General features: G+C 49.2%; 20 protein-coding genes. 18 read left to right on the forward strand and 2 right to left on the reverse strand.

What is annotated here, in order from left to right; all coding sequences use genetic code 11:
* The first annotated feature begins 276 nt into the window (after nt 1-276).
* The 6 genes from ABC831_RS18590 to ABC831_RS18615 all read left to right on the forward strand — a co-directional run bounded on the left by ABC831_RS18590 (nt 277) and on the right by ABC831_RS18615 (nt 6,799).
* Nucleotides 277-621 (forward strand): PadR family transcriptional regulator, encoded by a 345-nt coding sequence (locus tag ABC831_RS18590; protein WP_343249575.1) that lies wholly within the window; start codon nt 277-279, stop codon nt 619-621.
* Nucleotides 622-1,665: an HAAS signaling domain-containing protein gene (locus tag ABC831_RS18595; protein WP_343249576.1), complete on the forward strand. Its 1,044-nt coding sequence runs from the start codon at nt 622-624 to the stop codon at nt 1,663-1,665. It begins immediately after the preceding gene.
* A 44-nt stretch (nt 1,666-1,709) separates the two neighbouring features.
* Nucleotides 1,710-3,407: an ABC-ATPase domain-containing protein gene (locus ABC831_RS18600; RefSeq protein WP_343249577.1), complete on the forward strand. Its 1,698-nt coding sequence runs from the start codon at nt 1,710-1,712 to the stop codon at nt 3,405-3,407.
* A 147-nt stretch (nt 3,408-3,554) separates the two neighbouring features.
* On the forward strand, nt 3,555-4,472 hold the full coding sequence (locus ABC831_RS18605; RefSeq protein ID WP_343249578.1) for an N-acetylmuramoyl-L-alanine amidase family protein: 918 nt from the start codon (nt 3,555-3,557) through the stop codon (nt 4,470-4,472).
* 25 nt (nt 4,473-4,497) lie between these two features.
* Nucleotides 4,498-5,664 (forward strand): MFS transporter, encoded by a 1,167-nt coding sequence (locus ABC831_RS18610; RefSeq protein ID WP_343249579.1) that lies wholly within the window; start codon nt 4,498-4,500, stop codon nt 5,662-5,664.
* Nucleotides 5,665-5,722: 58 nt separating this feature from the next.
* Complete coding sequence (locus ABC831_RS18615; protein ID WP_343249580.1) at nt 5,723-6,799, forward strand: YkvI family membrane protein; 1,077 nt, start codon at nt 5,723-5,725, stop codon at nt 6,797-6,799.
* Here the strand turns inward: ABC831_RS18615 and lysA are convergent.
* Nucleotides 6,767-8,032, reverse strand: coding sequence for a diaminopimelate decarboxylase (lysA, locus tag ABC831_RS18620; protein ID WP_343249581.1), 1,266 nt, complete (start codon nt 8,030-8,032; stop codon nt 6,767-6,769). The genes ABC831_RS18615 and lysA overlap by 33 nt on opposite strands.
* A 246-nt stretch (nt 8,033-8,278) precedes the next feature.
* Here lysA and ABC831_RS18625 point away from each other — a divergent pair, with 246 nt between their 5' ends.
* The 7 genes from ABC831_RS18625 to ABC831_RS18655 all read left to right on the forward strand — a co-directional run bounded on the left by ABC831_RS18625 (nt 8,279) and on the right by ABC831_RS18655 (nt 14,141).
* Nucleotides 8,279-8,749 carry a hypothetical protein gene (locus tag ABC831_RS18625; protein WP_343249582.1) on the forward strand — a complete coding sequence of 157 codons (471 nt, stop codon included), beginning with the start codon at nt 8,279-8,281 and terminating at the stop codon, nt 8,747-8,749.
* Between the two features lie 148 nt (nt 8,750-8,897).
* Entirely contained in the window at nt 8,898-9,638 is a 741-nt protein-coding gene (locus ABC831_RS18630) for an acyltransferase (RefSeq protein ID WP_343249583.1), read from the forward strand.
* Nucleotides 9,639-9,842: 204 nt separating this feature from the next.
* A complete protein-coding gene (bilS, locus tag ABC831_RS18635) occupies nt 9,843-10,376 on the forward strand; it encodes a flavodoxin family protein BilS (RefSeq protein WP_343249584.1) in 534 nt (177 codons plus the stop codon).
* A gap of 29 nt (nt 10,377-10,405) precedes the next feature.
* Nucleotides 10,406-10,822, forward strand: coding sequence for a pyridoxamine 5'-phosphate oxidase family protein (locus tag ABC831_RS18640; protein ID WP_343249636.1), 417 nt, complete (start codon nt 10,406-10,408; stop codon nt 10,820-10,822).
* Nucleotides 10,823-11,161: 339 nt separating this feature from the next.
* Nucleotides 11,162-11,608 carry a hypothetical protein gene (locus tag ABC831_RS18645; protein ID WP_343249585.1) on the forward strand — a complete coding sequence of 149 codons (447 nt, stop codon included), beginning with the start codon at nt 11,162-11,164 and terminating at the stop codon, nt 11,606-11,608.
* Nucleotides 11,609-11,888: 280 nt separating this feature from the next.
* Entirely contained in the window at nt 11,889-13,751 is a 1,863-nt protein-coding gene (locus ABC831_RS18650; protein ID WP_343249586.1) for a M56 family metallopeptidase, read from the forward strand.
* Between the two features lie 39 nt (nt 13,752-13,790).
* Nucleotides 13,791-14,141, forward strand: coding sequence for a DsrE family protein (locus ABC831_RS18655; protein WP_343249587.1), 351 nt, complete (start codon nt 13,791-13,793; stop codon nt 14,139-14,141).
* A 635-nt stretch (nt 14,142-14,776) separates the two neighbouring features.
* Here the strand turns inward: ABC831_RS18655 and ABC831_RS18660 are convergent.
* Nucleotides 14,777-15,433: a PepSY domain-containing protein gene (locus ABC831_RS18660; RefSeq protein WP_343249588.1), complete on the reverse strand. Its 657-nt coding sequence runs from the start codon at nt 15,431-15,433 to the stop codon at nt 14,777-14,779.
* A gap of 575 nt (nt 15,434-16,008) precedes the next feature.
* On the opposite strand from ABC831_RS18660, the gene ABC831_RS18665 reads away from it, so the two are divergent.
* Genes ABC831_RS18665 through ABC831_RS18685 form a run of 5 tightly spaced genes read left to right on the forward strand, consistent with a single transcriptional unit; the run spans nt 16,009 to nt 21,388 of the window.
* Nucleotides 16,009-17,319 carry a phenylacetate--CoA ligase family protein gene (locus ABC831_RS18665; protein ID WP_343249589.1) on the forward strand — a complete coding sequence of 437 codons (1,311 nt, stop codon included), beginning with the start codon at nt 16,009-16,011 and terminating at the stop codon, nt 17,317-17,319.
* Nucleotides 17,320-17,322: 3 nt separating this feature from the next.
* On the forward strand, nt 17,323-19,065 hold the full coding sequence (gene iorA, locus ABC831_RS18670) for an indolepyruvate ferredoxin oxidoreductase subunit alpha (protein WP_343249590.1): 1,743 nt from the start codon (nt 17,323-17,325) through the stop codon (nt 19,063-19,065).
* Nucleotides 19,065-19,634, forward strand: a complete 570-nt coding sequence (locus ABC831_RS18675) for an indolepyruvate oxidoreductase subunit beta (RefSeq protein ID WP_343249591.1) — start codon at nt 19,065-19,067, stop codon at nt 19,632-19,634. The genes iorA and ABC831_RS18675 overlap by 1 nt, the downstream gene beginning before the upstream one ends.
* An 11-nt stretch (nt 19,635-19,645) precedes the next feature.
* Nucleotides 19,646-20,053 (forward strand): ACT domain-containing protein, encoded by a 408-nt coding sequence (locus tag ABC831_RS18680; RefSeq protein WP_343249592.1) that lies wholly within the window; start codon nt 19,646-19,648, stop codon nt 20,051-20,053.
* Between the two features lie 33 nt (nt 20,054-20,086).
* Nucleotides 20,087-21,388, forward strand: coding sequence for a phenylacetate--CoA ligase family protein (locus ABC831_RS18685; RefSeq protein ID WP_343249593.1), 1,302 nt, complete (start codon nt 20,087-20,089; stop codon nt 21,386-21,388).
* Nucleotides 21,389-21,407: the final 19 nt, after the last annotated feature.

Here is a 21,407-nt window from a genome sequence, read left to right on the forward strand (position 1 = left end):
TGCTTCCCGAGAAGGATGGACCATTCCAGTCAACATCCGGGGACAGGCCCTTTTCTCTACGCAGTTACTTGAAAATTTAGCTTTCCTACCGAAAAGTGCCAGTCCCCTCTCAAAATCCCCATTTACCAAAATTGGCCGTGAATCGTAACAGTATCTTGTAAACAACTATAATATTCTATTGACAATACTGTATGACAAACAGTATAATCAATTTAACAATAATTTATCTTAAGAAGAATTTGATCCCAGGGAAATTAATCTGATAGGAGAGAGCATATGAATGAACGGCAGGAAATTCTGAACGGATTTGCGGTGGAGATGCGCAGAGGTACTGTTGTTTTGAGTGTTTTGAGCAGGCTGCAGTCGCCGAAGTACGGGTACTCCCTGATTCAGGAATTGAAACAGAATGAGTTTGGCGTGGAAGCGAATACTTTATACCCTCTGCTGCGCAGACTGGAAAAACAGGAGATTTTAAGAAGTGAATGGGAGACACAGGGAGCGAAGCCCAGAAAATACTATGTGTTAACTGATTTTGGAAAAGAGATTTTTGAGGAACTGAAAACCTACTGGAAAAATATGCAGAGCTATTTGAACGTGCTGGTCAATGGGGAGGATTGTTAAATGGATATCAGAAAATATACGGAGGACATGATAGAACGCTATATTTATCAGGTGGCCCGATTCCTGCCTGGCAGGAATAAGGAAGATATTTTAAAGGAACTTCGCACTTTGATCTGGGATATGATCGAGGAACGGACCCGGGACAGGACTTTGGAAAAGAAAGATGTGGAAATCGTGCTGATAGAGCTGGGTACCCCATCAGAACTGGCGGCCAAATACGGAGAAAAGAAGCGTTACCTGATCGGGCCTGAGTTGTATCCGAGATATATCTGGATTCTGAAGATTGTGTTATTGATTGCGGTGATCGCCGGGCCGGCAGCGGTATTGATCAGCCGGATGACCTCCGGTCTGGATATTGAATTTGCAGGAACCGGGCAGTTGTGGTTTATGGCGGTCTGGGAGATGCTGGAGGCGTTCTTTGGCAGCGCTGTAACCGCCTTTGCTATGGTTACCCTGATCTTTGCCGTCATGGAGCGGGTCGGGGTTCCGGGGGATATTTTTAGTTTTCAGGAGGGAATGGATTTCCTGCCGCCGGTACCGGAGAAAAATGCCAGGATTTCCAAGGGAGAGCCGATTGTCAGTCTGGTCTTTTTGATGATACTTTTTGTGATCATGGTGTTCATACCGCAGATTATCGGAGCTACCGTGTACAGAGACGGTGTTTTCACCATGGTACCTATTTTTCAGCTCAGTGTCCTGCAGAGGGCTCTGCCGCTGTTTTGTATCTGGTTTGCCTGTTCGGCTGTCGCAGAGATAGTCAAGCTGGTTGAAGGCAGATATACCATGCGTCTCGCGGTCGTGGTCCTGATCGGGAACGGAATATCCCTGCTGCTCAGTATATTTATTTTTACCCAGTTTAAGATCTGGAATCCACAGTTTATTCCTCAGCTTCAGGAGGCTTTCCCGGGAATGAATCCGGACCTTGGAGCCCTGATCTGGAATCTGATGACGAATTTCTTTTTGCTGATTGTGATCTTTGCAATTTTGCTGGAGTGTGGTACTGTATTGTACAAAGGATTAAAGTACAGAGGATATGACAGATAAAGGAGCTGGAAACGGATATGTCAATGTTAAAATCATCAGATGAATTGAGACAGATATTAAAACGGATCGATCATAAGAGCTATGGATTTTATAAGGATCTGGCGGGCGGCTATGATTTCGGCGAATATCAGCTTTTTATAGACCACGTACAGGGGGACCCCTTCGCCAGTCCTTCCAGGGTGAGGTTTGTGGTGGAACAGAAGTATCATCAGTTTCCAGCCCGGCTGTATGATGAGAAATGCAAAAAAACTGCGTTGGAGGACTATCTGCTGCGGCTGCTGAACCGCAATATCCGTGCCGCGGAGCAAAAGGGAATGGGGTCTGGAAAAAGCGGGGCCATCACCACCTGCCGTCCGGGTCAGGAGATGCTGGAGCGCACGGCGGTGACGATTGGTGAGAAGTTAGAGGCACGGATCGAAGTTGGACTTCCGGCCAGGGGACGCACGATTTTATCGGATGAAATGGAGAAAATAGTGTTCGGGCTGCTGCCCCAGATAGCCGGAAGAACATTTTATTACGCCCGTCTGCGCCGGGAGGAGTTAGAACGCAGGATGGAACTGTCGGTCGATCAGCAGGCCATTGCCAAAGAGCTGCAGAAGAAGAATCTGGTAGCCTTTGTGGCGGATGGTTCCATATTACCCCGGCTAAGCGGAGTTTCCGATCTTCCCATGAAGGAGGGAATCCCCTTTGCCTCTCCGGAAAGCCTGCGGGTGGAAATGAACCTCCCATACCATGGCAGGATTCAGGGAATGGGGATTCCGCGGGGAATTACCGTAATTACCGGTGGAGGATACCATGGGAAGTCTACGCTGTTAAGAGCTCTGGAAGCCGGTGTCTATCCGCATATTCCGGGAGACGGCCGGGAATATGTAGTCACTGATATCACAGCGCTTAAGATACGGGCGGAGGATGGCAGGTGTATTCATCACTGCAATATCTCTCCATTTATCAGTCATCTGCCGGGGGGACAGAATACCGAGGATTTCATTACGGAAAATGCCAGCGGAAGCACTTCCCAGGCGGCCAATGTCATAGAGGGAATCGAGGCGGGTGCCAAAACCCTGCTGATCGATGAAGACACTTCCGCAACCAATTTCATGATCCGGGACTCGCTGATGGCAAAACTGGTCACGGACGACAAGGAACCGATCACCCCGTTTATCCGGCGGATCCGAAGCTTATATGAGGATGCGGGAATATCCACGGTGATCGTGATCGGCAGCTCCGGCGACTACCTGGCCGTGGCGGACACGGTGCTCCAACTGGATCATTACCGGGTAAAGGACGTGACAGCCAGGGCGAAAGAACTGTGCGGTCTCGAAAACGCCCTCGTACGGCAGCACGATGAGCCTTTCCCGCAGCTGCTATTTGAACGCCGTCTAAGAGCCGGCAGTAACGGGCAGCAGCAGAGGGACGCAAGGGGGCGCAGAGACGATATCAAGATCAAGACAGGCGGCCGGGACTATGTGATGATCAATCACGAGACCATAGATCTGCGTTATCTGGAACAGCTCACCGACAATGGTCAGGCCGTTTCTTTAGGTTACATGATGCGGATCGCGGTACAACAGCTTCTGGGCGGAAACCGCACAGTCCGGCAGGTTGTGGAGCACCTTTACAGCCTGATTGAAAAAAATGGTATTCTATCCATTGTTCCGCCCAATTATCCGGCCGGCCACGCAGTCCTTCCGCGCCCCCAGGAATTCTACCAGTGTCTCAACCGGTATCGCCTGCTAAAATAATGCGATTGGGGACATGTCCATTTCGGTTTGGGACATGTCCATAACGGTTTGGGACATGTCCAAATGGAACTGGGTTGAAATGGACATGTCCCCGGCTGAAATGGACATGTCCCCATTGGTCTTTTGCAGAAAGGATGAAACAATAATATGAAAACATTACAGCGAAGCGTAAGGCTTCTGCTTATACTGATCATAACAGCAGCGGCCATCGCAGGCTGTTCCAAAAAAGAGCCGGCCGCCGATTTGCAGGCTCCTGTGCAGACCCCGGAAAGGGAGCTGGAGACCAATCTGCCGGCTGAGCCATCGATAGCGCCTGCAGCGCCGGCATCGACGCCGGATGCCGCACCGGCAGAGTCAGCAGAACCCGCAGATGACGGCGCAGACGATGCCCGGACGGCGGATGTACCGGCTGCGGACAAGGACACTTCAAACGGTCATATCGTAGCGATTGATGCGGGACACCAGGCGAAGGGAAATAATGAGCAGGAGCCCATCGGCCCCGGGGCCTCCCAGACCAAACCCAAGGTGGCGGCCGGCACATCCGGCGCGGCCACGGGCCTGAAAGAATATGAGCTGACCCTCCAGGTATCCCGTAAGCTCAGAGATGAACTGGAGAACAGGGGATACCAGACCGTGATGATCCGGGATACCAATGATGTGAACCTGAGCAATAAGGAGCGGGCGGATCTGGCCAACGAATCGGGGGCGGAGATCTTCATCCGGATACATGCCAACGGGTCGGAAGATTCCAGTGTACACGGCGCGCTGACCATGTGTCCCACCAGCGCGAATCCCTACGTCAGTGATCTGTATGAAGACAGCCTGAGGCTATCAGAAAATGTGCTGGATCAGATGTGTGAGGCCACCGGAGCGAAAAACAGAGGGGTATCCAAGACAGATACTATGAGCGGAATCAACTGGTGCCGGATACCGGTCACCATCGTGGAGATGGGATTTATGACGAATCCGGAAGAAGATCAGAAGATGGCCGCGGAGGAGTACCAACAGGACATAGCAGCGGGAATAGCGGATGGAATCGATACTTATTTCCAACCTGTGGACTGAAAGAAACCATCAATAAGGAGTATCTATGGCAACGATTTTACTGATTATTATATATCTGGCGTTTATCAGCCTGGGGCTGCCGGACTCGCTGCTGGGATCGGCCTGGCCGGTGATGAACCAGGAGCTGCAGGTCCCTCTTTCCGGTGCAGGAATGCTTTCCATGATTATCACTGGAGGGACGATCCTGTCCAGCTTTTTAAGCGGAACCTGTATCCGCAGATTTGGAACCGGTATGGTTACATTTGTCAGCGTTTTGATGACAGCGGCGGCGCTTTTGGGATTTTCGCTGGCGCCTTCGTTTCTGTGGTTATGTATCCCGGCGGTCCCGCTGGGCCTGGGCGCGGGAGCGGTGGACGCGGCGCTCAATAATTTCGTGGCTCTGCACTATAAGGTTAGCCATATGAACTGGCTCCACTGTTTCTGGGGATTGGGGGCTATGTCCGGCCCCATGATCATTTCCTTGTTTTTGCAGGAAGAGGGAGGATGGAGAAGAGGATACCGGACGATCTCAGGAATACAGTTTGTTCTGGTCCTTGTTCTTTTGGGGACGCTGTTTCTGTGGAAAAACTTTGAAAACAAAGATAGGGACGAAGAGAGGGAGAAGCCCGCAGGAGAAAAGATCCGGGTTTTGAAGCTGCCCGGAGCGGTTCTGGCCTGGCTGGCTTTTTTCTGTTATTGCGGGGCGGAACTGACTGCCGGTCTGTGGGGCAGCAGCTATCTGGTAAAAGTGAAGGGAATCTCCGCTGATACGGCAGCCCGCTGGATATCCCTGTTCTATATGGGGATCACCCTGGGCAGATTCCTGTGCGGTTTTTTGGCGGTCAGGTTTAAGAATAGAAGCCTGGTGCGCCTGGGACTGGGAATCTGTCTGGCAGGCTGCCTGCTTCTTTTGCTGCCCCTGCCTGCGGCCGCATCGATGCCTGGTTTTGTCTTATTTGGACTGGGCTGCGCGCCCGTATTCCCCGGACTGCTTCACGAGACTCCGGTTCGCTTCGGCAGAGAGGCCTCTCAGACCATGATGGGAACACAGATGGCCTTTGGCTATATCGGAAGTACGATACTGCCGCCGCTGTTCGGCCTGGCTGCCTCAGGAGGCTTTATCCGTCTCTTCCCCTGGTTTCTGCTTCTGCTGACAGGGGGCATGATTCTAAGCTCTGAGGGAGTGGACTTAAGGACCATGCGAAGGCAGTAATATCTTATATGCTCCTGGAATAGTATGGAGTATGAGGAAAAGAAACAGCTATTTTAAAATGATAATGAAATATAGCGGAGCCCTGATCGCTTTTTTGATCGGCTCCGGATTTGCCAGCGGCCAGGAGGTGCTGCAGTTTTTCAGCGCCTACGGGCCGATCGGAAGCCTGGGTGCCGGTGCGCTGGCCTGTCTGCTGTTGTTTTGGGCATTCCGGACCGTTTTGCGGGATGTGAGGATATGGAATCTGGAAAATACAAACCAGATCTACCGAAGATACTGCGGCAGGATTCTGGGCGGTATTTTTGAATGGCTCACCCCCATATTTCTCTTTCTGCTCTATGTAGTCATGCTCTCCGGAGCAGGGGCGCTGCTGGAAGAGAATTACGGATTACCGGTGTGGATCGGCCGCTTTCTGATGCTGGGCCTGACCCTGTTCACGGTATTGCTGGGGCTGGACCGCCTGGTGGATATCATCGGGAAAATAGGACCGGTGATCATAGCCTGTGTCGTGTGCATGGGTATCGCCTGTATGATCCAAAAACCGGTAACCATCCCCCAGATGTATGAAAAAATGTCCGGGTTGACTTTGACCAGAGCCGCCGGAACATGGTGGCTCTCAGGCCTTAGTTATGCCAGCTTCAATATCATGACGATCCTCCCGTTTCTGACCGGAATCGGACAAAAGCTTCCGGACTACAAAACCAGCAGATACTGTGCGGCGGGCAGCAGCCTGTCGTTTATGGCGGCAGCCATGATTCTGAACTTTGGAATGCTTGGGTCCATCGATCTGGTCTGCGGCAGAAACATACCCGCTCTGGTGATCGCCGGGCAGTGGTTTCGGGGTGCCTCTGCTGTATTTACGCTGATGATGTTCGCGGGGATCTTTACCACGGCGGTACCGATGCTGTGGTCCTCCTGCAGCCGGGTCTATCCGGATGATAAAAGCAATGCGTTCCGGTGGACCGCGCTGATTCTGGCCGTGGCCGCTTTTTTTGGAGGAGGCCTGCCTTTTGCCAAACTGGTGAACCTGATCTATCCCTGTATGGGATATCTGGGATTCCTGGTGTTGGCCGGAATGCTCGCAAGCGATATACGGATGCTTCTACAGGTCAAGCAAAAGCACATGCCTCGTTAGATCCTCAAGGGTCTCCCGCTCACGGATCAGCTGTACCTGGCCGGATTCCCGGATCAGGATCTCCGCGGGGCGCAGACGATTGTTATAATTGGAAGACATCGTGTAACCATAGGCGCCGGCATCCTGGACGCCCAGAATGTCATGCCGGAAGATCTCCGGCAGCGTCCGGCCGGAGGCCAGGATATCCCCGCTCTCACAGATATTGCCGACGATCGTGACTTCCTCCAGCCTGGTGGAAGGGGCATCGCTTTCCCGGTAGATTTCCACCTCGTGGTAGGAATCATAGAGAACCGGCCGGGCCAGTATGTGAAAGCCGATATCACAGCCGATATATTTGTGGGAATGGTTGTATTTCACCGCGTGTACCTGGCCTAATAATACGGAACACTCCGCGCTGATATAGCGGCCCGGCTCGATTCGGAAGGTGACGGGACTGCCGTATTCTTTGGCAAAACCATATAATGCCTGATCAAGCCTTGGACCCAGTGAGGACAGGTCCAGCGGTTGTTCTCCCTGGCCTTTTTTATAAGGGATACCGAAACCGCCCCCCAGATCGATAAAGGATAGCCCCGGAAACTGCCGGGCGATGGAGAAAAGGGAGGGCAGACTGTCCAAAAAGGCCTGATCGGTCATAAATAATGAACCGATGTGCTGATTGATACCGGCCAGTGTCAGATGATACTGATCCAACAGCTGTTTTACCTGGGGAACACAGGAGGGGTCCACGCCGAATTTGGTCTTTTTTCCTGCGGTGACCACTTTGCTGTGATGACCTGCGCCGACACCCGGGTTAAACCGGACCGCCACCCGTCCGCCCGGGCAGAGCTGTCCGAACTGTTCCAGCTGGCTTAAGGAATCCACGCTGACCGTAACGCCCTCGTCTATGGCATAGCGCATTTCCTCCTCAGACACGTTATTACATATATAGAAAATCTCATCGGATGTAAATCCGGCCAATTTTTCCATATAGATTTCTCCCGGGGACATGGCATCCGCTTCCAGCCCTTCGGAACGGATGATCTGCAGCAGAGCGGGGTTACTGTTGGCTTTGGCCGAGTAATCCACCACAAAATCGGGATACGTAACCAGATTCTTCAGACGGCGGCAGCGGCTGCGCAGGATTCTTTCATTATAAACATAGAGCGGCGTACCGTAATTCCTGGCCAGCTCCACAGGATCTTTTCCCTCGAAAAATCCGGTTTGATCCGTTATCTTTGAATAAATTTTATGCATAGGGTAATGCCTCCTCTTACGTCGTTCCTGATTGGAACGGTAGTACTTGTTTTATTATAATCCCGAAAGTGTCATTTGTATAATGAATTTAACAGGGAAATGATCAAAGAGGCAGAATCCCCGTCTGATGAACCGCGGGAAAGGGACCCTGCGGGAAAAGCATGTATTATGAGGGAACCTGCAGGATATAATATAAGAATGGTCTAAGATACATAACATAACCCGGTTTCGGAAAGGAGAATATCTATGAAAAGAATAGCAGTGAGTCTGGTGGCAGCAGTAACGATGTTATGCTCGGCATGTTCCTCTTCGGTGGATGCCGTATATAACAGCAATGGAAAGATCTCCGGTCCTTCCAACACCTATAATCTGAACAACGATGTTCAGACCATAGACGGTCAGGATTATGAGGGGGTTATGGAATTCGGCGGTATGGGTACGGTGTGGACCTATGATGCCTCATCGGAGGAGGAAATCGATATCTCTTATCAGCTTTCCGTTTCCGAAGGAGACGCGAAACTGGTTCTGATCAGCCCCGACGGCACGCTGACAACTCTGGTGGAAAATACCAGCCAGAGCCAGCAGGAAGAGATAGAGGCTGTAAACGTAAAAATCCAAAAAGGGGAGAACCGGATCAAACTGGTAGCTACGGATCAATCAAAGCTGGAACTGCTATTGAGCGCTGAAGTCGGAGAATTTCATAAAATCGGCCTATAAATAAAAGTTTAACAAATAAAATTGTAAAAATTGGCTAAATTATACAGCCGAACTGTGTTCAATTTGACAAAATATGACATATTGTTTAAGAAATAGATATATGTTATGATAGAAATGGTAAATACATCAAAACCGGGGGGTGTATCCCATGGATGCAAAGGAATTATTACTACGGAACACCGGAAAGCTCAAACCATTTCTGCATATGTATAATATGGTTGCGGGGAGAAATCGTTTGAGGGCGGGAACCAATAATACGCTGGATATAGGAGCTTCCTATCTGAAAGGTGTAAAGCTGGATATCCGAGGACGCAATAATACGATCATCATTGGGGACCTGTGTATTCTAAAGAATTGTACCATCCGCATCATCGGTAACAATAATGTTCTCTGTATCTGCGACCGTGTATCAGCCAATCAGACGGAGTTTTATATGGAAGATGACGGGAATGAGATACGAGTCGGTTATCATACCAGCATAGAAGGCAGAACTCATCTGGCAGCATTGGAGGGAACGAAGATCCAGATCGGTGAAGAATGTATGTTTGCCAGTGAGATTCATTTCCGTACCGGGGACAGTCATTCTATTGTAGACCTGCAGGGCAGGAGATTTAATTTTTCCAAAGACATTATCATAGGCCGGCATGTCTGGATCGGCTATCGGGTTATCTGCCTGAAAGGTACAAAAGTTCCGGATAACTGCGTAGTTGGGGCGGCTTCTCTGTTGAACAAAGAGTACACTTCCTCCAACAGTATCATAGCCGGGCACCCGGCCAGAGTGGTGCGCAGCGATATAAACTGGCTGAGAGAGCGCATCGCTGAGAACTGTATATCGGTAGCCGAACCGAATTTCTGGATGCAGGAGGAGCAGATCGCAGAGCAGATGTAGACGGCAGCCGATGAGGCGCAGCAGATTAAGTGAATTGTATAATAGAAAAATGAATGCAGGTGAAAAGCGGGGGATTGGCTTTTCACCTGTTTTGGTTTATCCTTGCAGAGTTTGCCGCTATTGACATAAGTGATACGATAGAAGATATAGAAGAGGATACAGCGGGTAAGCAGGAAATCAGAGAACAGGAAAGGAGAAAAGCAAATGAAGGTAAAAGTGATTTATTGCAGCCATACAGGAAATACAGCTCAGGTGGCTCAGGCGATAGCCGAAGGCCTTCCGGTACCCTCTGTTTTACGGAATCTTCCGGCCGGATTTTCCGTTGAAGATGAACGAATCGATGAGGACGACCTTATCTTTGCCGGATTCTGGGTTGACAAGGGCAGCTGTCCCGAAGAAATGGCGGAACTGCTCAGAGGAGTACACCACAAAAAAGTAGCTTTGTTCGCCACAGCGGGTTTTGGACAGGACCCTGCCTATTTTGCTCAAATCGAGCAAAGGGTCAGAGCGTTGATTCCTGACGACAACCGGTATATGGGGGCATTTTTTTGCCAGGGAAAGATGCAGATATCCGTCAGACACCGCTATGAAGAAATTCAGAAACAAAACCCGGAAGATCTAAAAATAAAGCAGAGTATCGAAAATTTTAACCGGGCTTCGACGCATCCGGATGACCAGGATGTGAACCAAGCGAAACAATTTTCAAAAGAAGTATATCAAGCGTCACTGGACAAATGACAATTTCTGAAAGGAGAAGAAAAGAGATGATGAGAAATCCGGAGCAGACGATCGGTAATCTGTTGGATAAACAAAAGGTAGTGTATGTTGGTTCTGTTGATGCGGAAGGATTCCCGAATATTAAGGCTATGTATGCGCCGAGAAAGAGAGAGGGAATCAAAACGTTTTATTTAACAACGAACACCTCTTCCCGACATGTCAGCGAGTTTTTAAAAAACCCCCAGGCCTGTGTCTATACCTGTGACAGAAGATTTTTCCGGGGGATCATGCTGATCGGTACGATGGAGATCTTAGAGGACCAGGTAAGCAAGGAAATGATCTGGCAGGAAGGGGATACGATGTATTACCCGGGCGGAGTTAAGGACCCTGATTACTGTGTGTTAAAATTTACAGCGGTTAGGGGCAGATACTACAGTAATTTCAAATCGGAAGATTTTAATATTTAAGATTTCGATTTTACCTCAATTATTACAGGGCTGCGCACCAAATCCGGATTTTCACATATCATACATTATATAATTGATAAGGAGTGTATGGATATGTGTGGAAATCAAGGAACAACCCTCCCAGGATGCGGCTCTGTACCTGTGCGGCCTGACTGTGGCTGTAAGGAAGCACGGTGTGACTGCGGTTGCAAACAGGTGAGAAGCGACTGTACATGTAATAACCCACGCCCGGACAGAGGATGTGCCGGAGCGCGTGTTGAAAATAGATGCAGCGGGGTCCGTCCTGACTGCGGATGTAATCAGGCACCGGTATGCAGGGAAACACCGGCTTGCCAAAAGGTGCAGGTATGTAAAGAGGTAAAAGTATGCAAAGAGGTGCCTGTCTGCAACGAAGTTCGCCCGATGCCTGAGTGCAGGCCGCAGAATCGGCCGTCCTGCGGATGCCGTCCCGAGAACCGCCCGATGCCCGGATGCCGTCCCGAGAACCGCCCGATGCCGCCGTGCCGTCCCGAGAATCGCCCGATGCCGCCGTGCCGTCCCGAGAACCGCCCGATGCCCGGATGCTGTCCCGAGAACCGCCCGATGCCGCCGTGCCGTCCTGAGAACCGGCCCTGCGGTCCGGTTCGTGATGAGAGTTATGCACAGGGCTATAAGGATGGTTACAAGGCAGGATATGCAAGTGGTTATGCGGCTGGTATGGAATCATGCAGAAATGCTGCTTCCTGTTTCGATCCGTTCGCAAAACCGGAATCAGTTTGCCTGGATACCAGGGACTGTGATTGCTAAAAAGTATTTCAACTATTATAGCTTAGAATAGATAAAGATCGCCGGTCAGTGACATCATCTTAGATGTTGATACCGGCGGTCTCTTTTCTGCTAAGTTATGTGCGATGTTACCGTGTTCCGCGCCTATACTTCAGGTGGATTTTATATAGGTTTATATATTTGGCGGACATTATTTGGTGCTTGCAGTAATGGTCTATTCGTGATAGACTTAAAGAAAAGAATGGTCTATTAATATTAGACCAATGCCCGGCTGGCTTCGGGACCAAAGGGGGAAAACAAGATGGAAGAACTGTTTATCACTATCGTAAACATGAGTATAACCGCCAGTTATGTGATTCTTGTCATCATGGCGGTACGGATGCTGTTAAAAAAGGCGCCGAAGATATTTTCCTATATACTGTGGTGTGCGGTACTGTTCCGCTTAGTCTGTCCATTTACAATAGAAGGAATCTTCAGTTTTCTGCCATCTGGAAACGCTGCGATTCCGGAGGTGACAGTCGATCCGGAAAACTTAAGGCCTGCAGATACAGAACCCGAAGCAGCAGTAAATACCGGACAGGCACCGCAGACATCTGGCCGCGCGGACAATAAAACGTTACCACAGCCGGGCGTGACGGCAGCGGCAGTCATATGGCTGACGGGCATAGCGGGAATGCTGGCTTACAGTAGCCTGTCCCTGATAAAGATGAAGAAACTGAGGAGTGCAGCCCATCTGTACAAAAAAGATGAAATACAGGGGATATTTAGAAAAAGGAAAATAAATATATATGAAGGGGAGTATCTGGAGACGGCTTTTGTGATGGGAATTTTTCGTCCGGCGATCTACATACCAAACGCATTGGAAGAATCAGAGAAAAGTTATATTATTTGCCACGAACAGGTCCATATCAAGCGGCTGGATTACCTGATCAAACCGCTGGCTTATCTGGTTCTATGTGTTCATTGGTTTAATCCTCTGGTCTGGGCGGCCTTTCTGCTGATGGAAAAAGATATGGAATTATCCTGTGACGAACGGGTACTGCACGATATGGGGAAGCAGATCTGCAGGGAATACGCTTCGTCTCTGTTAACACTGGCTTCCGGCCGCAGAACCCTAAGCGGGGGCCCTCTCGCTTTCGGTGAGAACGACATAAAAAGCCGTATCCGCAATGTGCTGAATTATCACAGGCCTGCTTTCTGGGGAATCATCGTGTCGGCAGCGATACTGGTCATCCTATCTGCCGGCTTGATTTTCAGTCCGGCCCTCCGGGATTCCATGAAATGGGCAAAAAGCCTGAGAACCGAAGATATAGTCAAAATCGAGCTGGTAGTTATGCCATCCGACGAGGAAAAGCAATACCGCGTGTATTTACCGGAAGAATATCCGCAGATTGTAGAACTATTGCATCATTCCCGCGGCCGATATGTGAAGAGTCCGGAGGCATTGGCCGGCGGAGGTATGAGCTTTTATATAACTACGACGGACGGGGTGAGACATCAGTACACGAATAACGGCAACACCTATCTGGTAATCGATGAAGACAGCTATCGGGCGTCCTACGACTGGCTGTCTCAGTGGAACTACGAGGGCGATGCCAAGCTTCCGGAAGGATTCTTCGGGAATCAGAATCTCTCCTTTCCTTTCTCCATGGGTATTACACCCGTGACTCTTGCCGATGGAAGCAGCATTGATGTGGAGCTGGTAATGACGGATGGAAAACTGTGGAGGTCGGACGATCCGGACTTTATATACGGCGGTTATTTCCGGGACGGAGAGAACTATGTGGGGCAGTTTGAACTTCGCACACTTAAGGACGGCCGGGTCCAGGATCAGATGCCGGTACAGCTGACCCAGCCGGAACTGTGTTTTTACGGCCCGGTAACCCTTGCGGCCGCCGACTATAACGGAGATGGAAACCCGGAGTTTACTCTGGGCAGCTGGGTGTGGAGCGGAGGAAACGAGTATAATCTATACAGCGTAGATTCGGACGGCCGCTTAACCCTTCTTAGCTATATCGAACGCCATGACGAAAAAGAAGCCTCCGTACTACTGGACCAGCCTGCCCCCGGCAGCTTCGCGGTAAAGCAGTATAACCAGCAGACAGGAAAATCCGAACCGGTTCTCTACCACTGGAATGGCAATACCTATCTACAGGATCAGTAAAATATAGTATAATAATAAAAAAAAGATGGGAGATAAACTATGAAAGTAATATACCATATTGATGAAACAGAAAAATGGGATTTAGTTTTGGGCAACGCAATGAATATGCTGAATTATGGAAAGGAAAACAATACGACATTTGAAATTGAAATCGTAGCAAACGGGATAGCCGTCACCGGATTGTTCCAGCATGAAGCGGAAGAAGCCAATCTCTATTCAAGGATGGAAGAGTTACATGCACAGAAAGTTACATTTGCCGCCTGTAACAACGCGCTCAAAAAATATACCACTCCAAATACCATCCTGTGCCCCTTCGCATCGGTAGTCCCGGCCGGCGTGGTAGAACTGGCCCAAAAACAGCAGGAAGGTTATGCTTATATCAAACCATAAGCAGGATACAAATCCATTGTAAAACACCAAATGCCCCTTCCGGAACATCGCCGCTTCCCCTCATCCATACCAATGTTCTCCCTATAAAACGTTAATGTCCTAAAATAAAAACGTGCAAAATTATAAAATCTCAAGTTCCGAAGCAAAATAGGCTCTAGCCCAGTAAATATAAGGGCTAGAGCCTTTGAATCTGTATGGCTTATTGAGGTTTATTTTTACATGAAATAATTTTGATTTATCGCAATAGCCGTCGTACTTTTCTTCTTTGATCTTGTCTATGTCTAACACAAGGGCTTTCCCCTCCACAATCTCCCCTGTTGTCTTATCAAATACAATGTCCAGGATATAGGAGGCACTGCCTTTTGCTGTGATCCGGTCATTTTTTCAGATGTTTAATGAGGTGCTTCGCCCGTTCGAACATTGCGGCACCTATTAAAGAAATGATGGAAGGTCCCCGTAAAGTCTACTTTCGAGCGACAAGTAGTCAAAAAACGTCAGAAGGATATTTCTGATATCGACCAGAAAAATCCCCCCTGGCGCTGTCACATATCGTTGTTGGTGATAAAGCGGATGTCGTAGGCGGAAAAGTGAACGTCTGTAATTTCCTCCCTTGCTATAATGCTTTGATAATAGTTTTAAAAGTCCTCCCATATAGAATGGCCATCTTTATCATAACTGGTTTCTTCGCTAGCATTTAAGATGTCCCCTGTCGTAGCATCAATAACAACATGCGCAAAATTACCATTAGGTGAAATTCCATATACTAAAATAGCCAAATAAGAGGTATCAAGATCATTACTAAGTTCCGCATAACGCAGCATATAATCATAGCCTTTAATCCATTCATCCTGTTTTTTCCCACTCGCCTGTAACCCCTTTTTCTTTGCTATATTGAGAGCTTCTGGAGAATCCACAATACTATTAATATCTATGGGTGGTCTTGTGCTGGTTCCTTCACCACCATCTTCCTCTGACTTAGTCACTTTACCATCATATATTCCAACTAAATAACTTGAATTTTTTATCTTGCTTTCAAGGAAACAAGTCCATGCCCTTCTAGTACCATCACTACCGCTTTCATAATTACTATCTGACGTGTCAACACTTGTTATATAAACGAGCGTTGCATCATCCGCCCATTTTTTAGCTTCAGAGATAGACAATTCTGCAGCCTCTTTTAGTGTTAACAACTCACTTAGTTCATTATTGTTATTATTCTGGTTGATGATAGTACAGACAGAAATCGCTAGTATAACGATTGTCACAATAATTATTATCCATTTTTTTTTCATTATAAAATCCTCTAGAGAATCGTCCACCGCTAATAATTATTTTATAAGTTTTAATTGAAAATTTTATTTAATGGATTTAAGTATAAAATACAGATGTATAATTTAGAATGAATAGAAGTCAGTGCTTAGTCCTTAAATAGTATCCTTAAATGCCTTTAATTTAAGTATAGTATATATTCTATAAAAATCAAATACATTTAACGGACACATTTATGCATTTTATACCAGTCCAAATTCTGATCCTAAAACAACATCATAATACATTCTTCCGGCCCCTTAACAAGACTAATGCCCTTGAATGTCGGTATAATGGAGTAAGAAATTCAAACTACACAGAAATTGACTTAGCCCAGTATTTATAAGGGTTACGCCGCTTTTGCTTCAAATCTTGAGAATTTAAGCAGGATACAAATCCATTGTAAAACACCAAACGCCCCTTCCGGAACATCGCCGCTTCCCCTCAACCATACCAACGTTCTCCCTGTAAAACGTTAAAGTCCTAAAATAAAAACGTGCAAAATTATAAAATAGATGATATAATGCTATTTATACTATTGAACAATGGGGGAAATGACATGATTTGGGCAAAAGAAGAAACACTTCCCAGAGCCGAGATAGAAGAGATCCAGCTGGCCAGGCTGCAGAGTACCGTGTCCTATATCTATGAACGGGTGCCTTCTTATCGCAAGAAAATGGAAGAGGCCGGCGTGAAGCCGGAGGATGTGAAAACATTAAAAGACCTTCAGAAGCTGCCGTTTACCAACAAGAGCGATTTCCGGGAGAATTATCCCACCGGTATGTTCGCGGTGCCGGCCAAACAGCTGCAGCGGGTACATGCATCCTCAGGAACCACCGGCAAGCCGACTATCGTCGGTTACACGAAGAACGATCTGCATATGTGGACAAATAATGTATCCAGGATCGCCTGTCTGGGCGGCGCCACCGGTGATGATACCGCGCAGATCTGCTTTGGTTACGGGATGTTCACCGGGGCGCTTGGATTACATATGGGTCTGGAAAATATAGGTGCCTGTGTGATGCCGACTTCTACGGGTAATACGAAGAAGCAGCTGATGTTCATGCAGGATATGGGCACGACCCTGCTGGTGGCGACTCCGTCTTACGCGTTGAGAATTGGTGAAGTAGCAAAATTAAACGGGATCGATCCGATTAAGGATCTGAATTTAAAGATCGGCCTGTTTGGCGGAGAAGGCATGACAGAGGCTATGCGCGCCGAGATGAAGAAGATGTGGGGAGAAGATTTCCTGTGTACGCAGAACTATGGAATGAGTGAACTTTGCGGGCCGGGGGTTTCCGGAGAGTGTGAATATCTGTGCGGCATGCACATCAATGAAGACTGGTTTATTCCGGAAATCATTGATCCGAATACAGGCGAGGTACTGCCCGCGGGAGAAAAGGGAGAACTGGTAATCACCTGTCTGGGCCGGGAAGCGCTGCCGCTGGTGCGCTATCGGACGAAAGACATCTCCAGGCTGTTCTATGAGCCGTGTAAATGTGGAAGGACCACCTGCCGGATGGAAAATCTGTCGGGACGTTCGGATGATATGCTGGTAATCAGAGGGGTGAATGTATTCCCGGGTCAGATCGAGGAAGTGCTGTTAAAGATCGAGGAGATCGGGCCGCACTATGAGATCCTGGTGGAGCGAAAGAACCATCTGGATGTGATGACCATCTCTGTGGAGCTGGTGGATGACCGGCTGCTGGACAAATACTCTATGTTAAGCACGCTGGAGTCCAGAATCCGCCAGGGCCTGCGGGATATTCTGGGGCTGGACGCCACGATCCGGCTGATGGCTCCTCAGAGCCTGCAGCGGTTCGAAGGAAAAGCGAAGCGAGTTACAGATCTAAGAAAGGATGGACTATAAGATATGGCAGAAACAAAAATTATGCTGGGAAACGAGGCAATCGCCCGGGGAGCCTATGAGGCGGGAGTGAAGGTATCCTCCGCTTATCCGGGAACTCCCAGCACCGAAATCAGTGAATACATAGCAAAATATAAAGGGGAAGTCTATTCCGAATGGGCGCCCAATGAGAAGGTGGCGACGGAAGTGGCCATCGGCGCTTCCATCAGCGGCGTACGCTCCCTTGCCTGTATGAAGCACGTAGGGCTCAATGTGGCCAGTGATCCCCTCTATACGGCCTCCTACTGCGGTGTGAACGGCGGAATGGTTATGGTAGTGGCAGATGATCCGGGACTCTACAGCTCACAGAATGAACAGGATACCCGTATGGTAGCCAGAGCTGCGCAGGTGCCGGTACTGGAACCCTCCGACAGCCAGGAAGCCAAGGATTTTGTGAAATTCGCGTATGAGCTCAGTGAAAAATATGACACTCCGGTGATTGTTAGAGTCACCACCAGATTATCCCATTCCCAGGGACTGGTGGAGCTGTGCGACCGCCAGGTGCCCGAGGATAAAGGATACGAGAAGAATCCTGCCAAATATGTCATGGTGCCGGGCAACGCGAAATTCCGTCATCCGGTAGTGGAAGCCAGAAATAAAAAGCTGGCAGAAGACGGCTGTTCTTTCCCGGTCAACCGGGTGGAAATGGGGGATACCCGCATCGGCGTCATCACCAGTGGAATCGCTTATCAGTATGTAAAAGAAGTACTCCCGGAAGCTTCGATCTGTAAGCTGGGAATCGTCAATCCGCTTCCCCGAAAACTGCTGGAGGATTTTGCCTCCAAAGTGGACACCTTGTATGTGGTGGAAGAACTGGAACCGGTCATCGAAGAACAGATGCGTTCCTGGGGAATTCCGCTGATCGGAAAAGAGATCTTCACCGTCCAGGGGGAATACAGTGCAAACCTGCTGCGCAAAGCGATCTTAAAACAAGATCTCGGCTTAAAAGATCCCGCACAGATCCCGGTACGGCCTCCGATCCTCTGTCCCGGATGCCCCCACCGAAGTGTCTATCATGTGCTGAAGAAACTGAAAATCCACGGAGCCGGAGACATCGGCTGCTATACATTAGGTTCCGCGCCGCCTTTGGGCGTGGTGGAGACCACGGTCTGCATGGGCGCCAGCATTTCCACTCTGCACGGTATGGAAAAAGCCAGGGGAAAAGAATATGTAAAAGACTGGGTGGCCGTGATCGGCGATTCCACCTTCCTTCATACCGGCGTCAACTCTCTGATGAACATGGTCTATAACCAGGCCAGCGGTACGGTTATGATCCTGGATAATTCCACCACCGGAATGACCGGGCATCAGGATCACGCGGCGACCGGAAAAACACTGATGGGAGATCCCACCTACGCCATCGATATCCCGGGCCTCTGCCGTGCCATCGGCGTACCAAATGTGGTAGTGGTCAATGCTTTTGATATCGACGAGCTGGAGAGAGTCATCAAAGAAGAAACGGCGAAAGATGAAATTTCTGTCATTATCACGAAATCTCCCTGCGTTCTGTTGAGCAAGGAGAAAAAACCGTATTATGCGGTAGACGAAGAGAAATGCAAGAAATGCGGTATGTGCATGAAACCCGGATGTCCTGCGATGACCAGAAGGGAAGACGGGATCATTAAAATTGACGACACCATGTGTACCGGCTGTGGTCTGTGTGAATCCCTGTGTAAATTCGGAGCAATTGAGAAGGCAGGTGAAAGATAATGGAGACAAGAAATATCATGATAGTGGGCGTCGGTGGTCAGGGGACCCTGCTGACCAGCAGAATCCTGGGAGGTCTGGCCATTGACGCAGGATATGATGTAAAATTATCCGAGGTACATGGAATGGCGCAGCGGGGCGGCAGTGTCGTCACCTTCGTACGCTACGGGGACCAGGTTTCGGAGCCCATCGTGGAAGAGGGCTGTGCGGATGTGCTGATCTCTTTTGAACGGCTGGAAGCGATGCGGTACGCTCATTTCCTCAAAAAAGACGGTGTGCTGATCGTCAATGACCAGCGGATCGATCCGATGCCCGTAGTCATCGGAAACGCGCAATATCCGGAAAATATCCTGGAAAATCTGGAGAAAGAATATAAGCTGTATTCGATCGACGCCATGGCAGAAGCCAGGAAACTGGGAAATACCAAGACTTTTAATCTGATCGTACTCGGGGTGGCGGCCCAGCATATGGATTTCAGCAAAGAGCAGTGGTGCCGGGTAATTGAAAAAACAGTTCCCCCGAAAACCATCCAGGTCAATTTAAAAGCTTTTGAAATAGGTTACACAAAATAGGAGGTTCAAACATGTTAAAACAGTTATCCGTTTTTGTAGAAAACCGTTCCGGAAGCCTGATGAATGTAACAAACGCACTTCTGGATGCGGATATCAATATCCGGGCGATCTCCTCTTTCGACACGCCGGAGTTCGGTATCCTGCGGTTAATCGTGGATCAGCCGACACAAGCCAAAGCAGCCCTGACGGCCAGGGGCTTTGTTGTACGTGTAGGAGATGTGCTGGCGGTGGAGCTGGAGGATAAAAAAGGCAGTTTAAACGCCATGTTAAAGATCCTCGCCGATGGAAATATCAGTATAAACTATATCTATTCTTTCGTGATCCGTGAAAACCAGGCGCCGGTGATGGTGTTCCACACCGACGATATCGAAGAAGCGACTCAGCTGCTGGAGAATCACGATTTGATTATAGTGGATTAATGGAAAACTTAGGAAAAGAGAGGATACACTTCAATGTCTAATTATTATCAGCCGGAAGTTGAATGCGCATCCAGGGACCAGATCAAAGCCTGGCAGGATGAGCGGCTTGTAAAGCAAGTAAAACATGTATATGACAACGTACCGTACTACCGCAATCTGATGGAGAAGAAAGGAGTGGTGCCGGAGGATATCAGATCCACAGAGGACCTGAATAAACTGCCTTTCCTTACCAAGGATGATTTGAGGGAGGCTTACCCTTACGGCCTGTTAGCCGTACCCTTGTCCGACTGTGTGAGAATACAGTCCACCAGCGGGACGACAGGACGCCGGGTGGTGGCGTTTTACACCCAGCATGACCTGGACCTGTGGGATGACTGCTGTGCCCGCGCGATTGTCGCGGCCGGCGGGACTAAGGATGATGTTGTTCATGTGTGCTACGGCTATGGATTATTTACCGGAGGTCCCGGCTTAAACGGGGGGTCCCACAAGGTAGGTTCCCTGACCCTTCCCATGTCCTCGGGAAATACGGACCGCCAGATCCAGTTCATGTGTGATCTGGGCTCCACGATTCTGTGCTGTACTCCCTCCTATGCCGCTTATCTGGCGGAGAGTATCTATGAGAGGGGCCTGCAGGATCAGATTAAGTTAAAAGCAGGTATCTTCGGAGCGGAAGCCTGGAGTGAAGAGATGCGCCAGGACATCCAGAATAAATTACATATCAAAGCCTATGACATCTACGGCCTGACCGAGATCTCAGGCCCGGGCGTATCCTTTGAGTGCAGCGCCCAGGGCGGTATGCATGTAAATGAAGACCATTTCATCGCGGAGATCATCGATCCGGTGACTGGAGAAGTCCTGCCTGACGGGGAAAAAGGGGAGCTGGTATTCACCAGCATCACGAAGCAGGCATTCCCGCTTCTTCGCTACCGCACCAGGGACATCTGTGTGCTGAACCGGGAGAAATGTTCCTGCGGCAGAACCCACGTGCGCATGTCCAAACCTATGGGCCGGAGCGACGATATGCTGATCGTCAAGGGCGTCAACGTATTCCCGTCCCAGATCGAGACCGTATTGCTGAACAAGGGATATCCGGCCAACTACCAGATTATCGTGACCCGTGAGAACAACAGCGACAAGCTGGAAGTCCTGGTAGAGATGACCCCTGAGATGTTCTCCGACGAACTGTCCAAGATTACGGTAAGAGAGAAAGAATTAAACGGCGCGTTAAAGGCTATGCTGGGCATCTACGCGGTTGTGAAACTGGTCGCGCCTAAGAGTATCACCAGAAGTGAAGGAAAGGCTGTCCGCGTGATCGATAAGCGGAATCTATACTAATCCATTAGGAGGAGAAACT

This window comes from Diplocloster hominis, from assembly GCF_032380655.1.
GTDB classification, from domain to species: Bacteria; Bacillota; Clostridia; order Lachnospirales; family Lachnospiraceae; genus Diplocloster; species Diplocloster hominis.